Annotated in this window: 5 protein-coding genes; all 5 read left to right on the forward strand. The window is 36.9% G+C overall.

Annotated elements, in window-relative coordinates:
- Positions 1-975 (forward strand): replication initiation factor domain-containing protein (locus tag RG571_RS11710; RefSeq protein WP_227260574.1); only part of this gene is annotated, 975 nt, incomplete at its 5' end.
- Complete coding sequence (locus tag RG571_RS11715) at positions 972-1,391, forward strand: hypothetical protein (RefSeq protein WP_002292671.1); 420 nt, start codon at positions 972-974, stop codon at positions 1,389-1,391. The genes RG571_RS11710 and RG571_RS11715, both read left to right, overlap by 4 nt.
- An 8-nt stretch (positions 1,392-1,399) precedes the next feature.
- Positions 1,400-1,708, forward strand: coding sequence for a hypothetical protein (locus RG571_RS11720; RefSeq protein ID WP_002333831.1), 309 nt, complete (start codon positions 1,400-1,402; stop codon positions 1,706-1,708).
- A gap of 3 nt (positions 1,709-1,711) precedes the next feature.
- Complete coding sequence (locus RG571_RS11725) at positions 1,712-2,074, forward strand: hypothetical protein (protein ID WP_002298418.1); 363 nt, start codon at positions 1,712-1,714, stop codon at positions 2,072-2,074.
- Positions 2,075-2,294: 220 nt separating this feature from the next.
- Positions 2,295-3,701, forward strand: a complete 1,407-nt coding sequence (locus RG571_RS11730; RefSeq protein WP_002333830.1) for a plasmid recombination protein — start codon at positions 2,295-2,297, stop codon at positions 3,699-3,701.
- The last annotated feature ends 446 nt before the right edge of the window (positions 3,702-4,147 follow it).

Consider the following 4,147-nt stretch of genomic DNA (forward strand, 5'->3'; position numbering starts at 1 on the left):
TTGAGTAAACGTGGCACGATCGTGAATGAGTGGGAAAAACTTAACCGCATTTCTAACAGGCGGTTAAAGTATCAAAGTTTGACCCTTCCCTTAAAAATGCAGTGGTCAATTGACCGAATTACCATAGTCGGAAAACTGAAAGAAAATATTTATTATCACACTCCAAATGATGTGTTGATTTTAAATTTTGAACAGCTTATGCGTTTGAACGAAGGCAATGGTTATTTAAAAGCTGTTGGGAATAATGGGTGGCAATTATTAGACCAACACGAGGAAAATATAGCTTATATTGAGATTCTTAAATTTCATGAAGGAAAAGGGCGGATTGACTTTAATCCTAATAAAATCAATCAATTTTTATCAGGTTCCATGAAAAATTTCATTCATGATTTATTTCTAGAACCTCATTTTTCACGTGCGGATATTGCTTGCGATATTGTAGATATTCCCGATGACTTTGTTAGTCAGTATCGTGTAGTTGATCCTGTGTCTTTTAAACCAATTTATGGGCGTTCTGGTAAGTTAGAAACGGCATATTGGGGTAGTCGTGCCAGTGAACGACAAATTCGAATGTACAATAAAAAATTGGAACAAGAAAGAAAACGTAAAATTGTTCCGCCGGAAATAACGACATGGTGGCGACTAGAATTGCAGTTACGAAGGGGAAAAGCAACTGATTGGCATGAGATGGTTCATGAAAGTTTGGATAGCTTTGCTAGTCCACATTATTTTCCGCCAAATACTAAAGTTACTGAACGGATTATGGTGAAAGGTTTGCTTTATGATCATTCTGAGTGGGGAAATCTAGCTAAGAATACAAAGAAAAAATACAGGGATTTGTTGAAGCAAGAAAGTCAAAATGATGAATTGACGAATCATTTGCGAGAGTCATTTGCGGAATCGGCAGACGATTTGAAACGAGAATTAGATACATGGCTCCAAGGACTTGATGTAACGGAAGTAGGTGCTGAATGAGTAATCCAGTAGAAAAAATGACCATAAAAAATCTTGCTGACGAATTGGGTGTATCGAAAAATACAGTGCGCAATCAACTGGTCAATTCAGGGTTTGACCTTGCTCAGTATAAAGAAAATGGCATTATCATGCTAGATAAAGAGTTGATTGGTGTTGTTCGGTCAATTTATCGGTCAAAAAGTGATCAATTGACTGGTCAATTACCGGTCAATAACACAGGCAGTGATTTTCCTTTAGAAAAAGAGAATGAGTTTTTGCGTGATCAATTAGCTGAGAAGGACAAACATATTTCTGAATTAACAGAAATGATTCGTGATCAACAAAAATTGACCCTGCTTCAGCAACAAAAAAACGATCAGTTGTTACTAGAAAATCAAGAATTAAAAAATCGAAAATGGTGGCAATTCTGGAAGTGAGGTGTGACATGGATAAAATTGATTTGAGAGAAGAAACAGTCGATAGAATTGAATTGATGTATGAACGGTTAGCTGATTATTTGAATTTGCCGGATGAAGATAATTATAGTGAAATGCTTGAACGAATTATGGATGTTCTCAACTCGGTTATCAATGCTGATTTAGCAAAATCTTCAGTTTTGACTAATGAATTTGTTCATAAGCATTTAGCGCAAACAACTGATGAATCAGAAAAAGAATTTTGGTTGAAATTAATGAGTCATGTTATGCAGTTAAACCAAATTTCCGTTATTAATTCCAAAGAAAAGGAGATGTAGTTTATGGGAATGACTTTAGCAGATATTAAAGCGCAAGAAGAAAAATTAAAAAAAGAACAAGCGAAACTTCGCCAACAGAAAAAACGCTTGATTGAGAAAGAAAATGCTGCAATGGGCAAGGCTCTTCGCAAGCGTTTTGGGTTTGAAACTTTTGCTGATTTTGAGCGGTGGCTATCGTCGATTTCTGACGATCAGCAACACGAAAAATCAGTGGATAATGAGTGGCTTGCTGATGAAAAATCAGCGCCAAGCGAACGAGATTATCCCGATGAATCTGACGGCTTATTCGGAGTGATACCGAATAAGAAAAGTCAGATGAGTGAGAGTAAATTTACGTCAATATTTAATGACGTGAATTTACGATAAGCGATTATTTTGCGTGAAGCAAAATAAAGCGTAAAAGGAGTTGAGAGCGTGACACGCTTTCGGCTCCTTTTTTCGTTGTCACTTGTGACAGCGAATACCCTCGGAGAGCATTTGGAATTGTGACAGCCATGTCACAATTAGGAAAATGTTACTCTTTGACAAAGAGTAACAGAAAGGTTTACACTCTTTTTATTAGCGACAGCCGAAGGAGGGTTTTAACTTGGGGTTCAGTATTTCGTTCAAAAAGGGAACAAAGAATACAAGCATTTCTCATAATAATCGTGAGTTAACTGATAGCCAAAAAATCAATGACTGGCATAAGCATATTGATTTCACAAAATCGGATGAAAATATCTATTTAGAACAAACAAATATTCGTGAAAAATATGAAGAATTATTCGGTGAAGCCGTAGAAAAATATAATGCAAAGCAGAAAAGAGCCGATAGAAAAATCGAGGACTATTTAGCAAAGGTTCGCAAGGATAAAAAATTGGAACCACAGCGAGAATTTATCGTGCAAATTGGTACTCTTGATGATTTTCGTACTACTCGTGATGATGGTTCTTCTACTGGCATATCGGAACAACAAGCAGAACAAAATCGAGTGATTGCCAACAAAATTTTAGTTGAGTATTTCAAAGAATTTAAAGAACGGAATCCTAATTTATCCGTCTACAATGCTGTTATTCATAATGACGAAGTAAGTCCGCACCTGCATTTGAATATTGTTCCTGTTGCTGAAGGGTATAAACGGGGTGTTCAAAAGCAACCAAGTTTTAACAAAGCCTTGCAACAGCAGGGTTTACGAGCAGATAAAGAGAATGGTCGAGTGATTTGGAATAATTTTAGGAATCAGGAAGTTGAGTCAATTGAACGTTTGATGGCAGATTTTGGTTGGGAGCGTGAGTTAGTCGGTACTAACAAAATCAAAGATGTTCACGAATATAAAGAAATCATGAGCGAGATTTCAGAATTGCGTCAAACGGCCGTAAAAGAGCGTGAGAGCGTTTCTGATGAGTTGAGGTATATTTCTAGGCAAAGAGAAGAAAATGAGCGAGAAAAGGCTCTGGTGGCTTCTGAGAGAGTGAAGATTGAAGAAGAGAAGAAAAATATGCTGAATGTAAAAAAAGAGATGGCGGTCATTTTCCAAAAAGATATTGTTCCTTTAGAAAGTTTCAAGAGGCTTCCTGATGGTTCGTATCATTTATCTGGGAATGATTTTGTTGATTTGTATCAACGAGCTACGAGAGCAACAAATGCCAAGAGAAATGCTGATAACATGAGTGAGCAATATTTACAGATGCTTGAGCAAAATACAGAATTAAATGAGTATGTAGCTACATTGGAAGAAGAGCGTCATTTGTCTGGTAGAAAACAATTAGCAGATTTACAAGTGGAAAATAAAAAGCTGAAAGAAGAAAATCGCTCTTTACGCCAGCGTTTAGAGCGATTAAAAAACGCATTTCAAAAATCGATCACTCGTTTGTCTATCCGTTTTGGTCTTGCAGAAAAGGATATGGGGCTTTCTGAGGAATTAGAAGTGTTAGAGCAGGAGAAAACCTTATTTTATCGTCAAAATGTCTCACAGCGTAAATTAGAGCGTTCTGAAGATGAGATCGAGTGGTAGTTACGATGTGCAGTCAACGGTACCGGAGGCGGTTTGTGCCGAGGATAAGGAGTTGACGGCTAAACCACTAGCCTATTAAGCTGACATTTGCTAAAAAATGGCCAGTCCATTTTTTGGCCAACCTAGCGTTAGCGAAGTTTGGGGGCGCCCTTTTCAAAGGGTGCGGTTTTATTTTTTGGATATTTGCATAGCTAAAGAGAAGTGCTATTATTGAGTTAGCAAACAAATGAACTGAAAAAAGAGTAAAAAAATAGTCGAGCAACGCTACCAACGTTCTCGACCTTTACGGAAACTAATCGCACTAGCTCCGTAACTTCTTAATCATTATACGAATATTTTTAGATTTCTTCAAGACTAGAGATTTTTTGGTAATGAATTTTTAAGAGTTACGTGAACTTTTGAAAATTCTTTCCAGAAGTCTCTTTTTCTTTGAGGAGGAACAAAAT

It is taken from the genome of Enterococcus sp. FR204 (genome assembly GCF_031143325.1).
In the GTDB taxonomy this organism is placed as follows: domain Bacteria; phylum Bacillota; class Bacilli; order Lactobacillales; family Enterococcaceae; genus Enterococcus_B; species Enterococcus_B faecium.

What these genes read in the sequence shown, in the direction of transcription:
- RG571_RS11715 (WP_002292671.1), top strand. Translation starts at nt 972, where the DNA reads ATGAGTAATCCAGTAGAAAAAATGACCATAAAAAATCTTGCTGACGAA.
- RG571_RS11720 (WP_002333831.1), top strand. Translation starts at nt 1,400, where the DNA reads ATGGATAAAATTGATTTGAGAGAAGAAACAGTCGATAGAATTGAATTG.
- RG571_RS11725 (WP_002298418.1), top strand. Translation starts at nt 1,712, where the DNA reads ATGGGAATGACTTTAGCAGATATTAAAGCGCAAGAAGAAAAATTAAAA.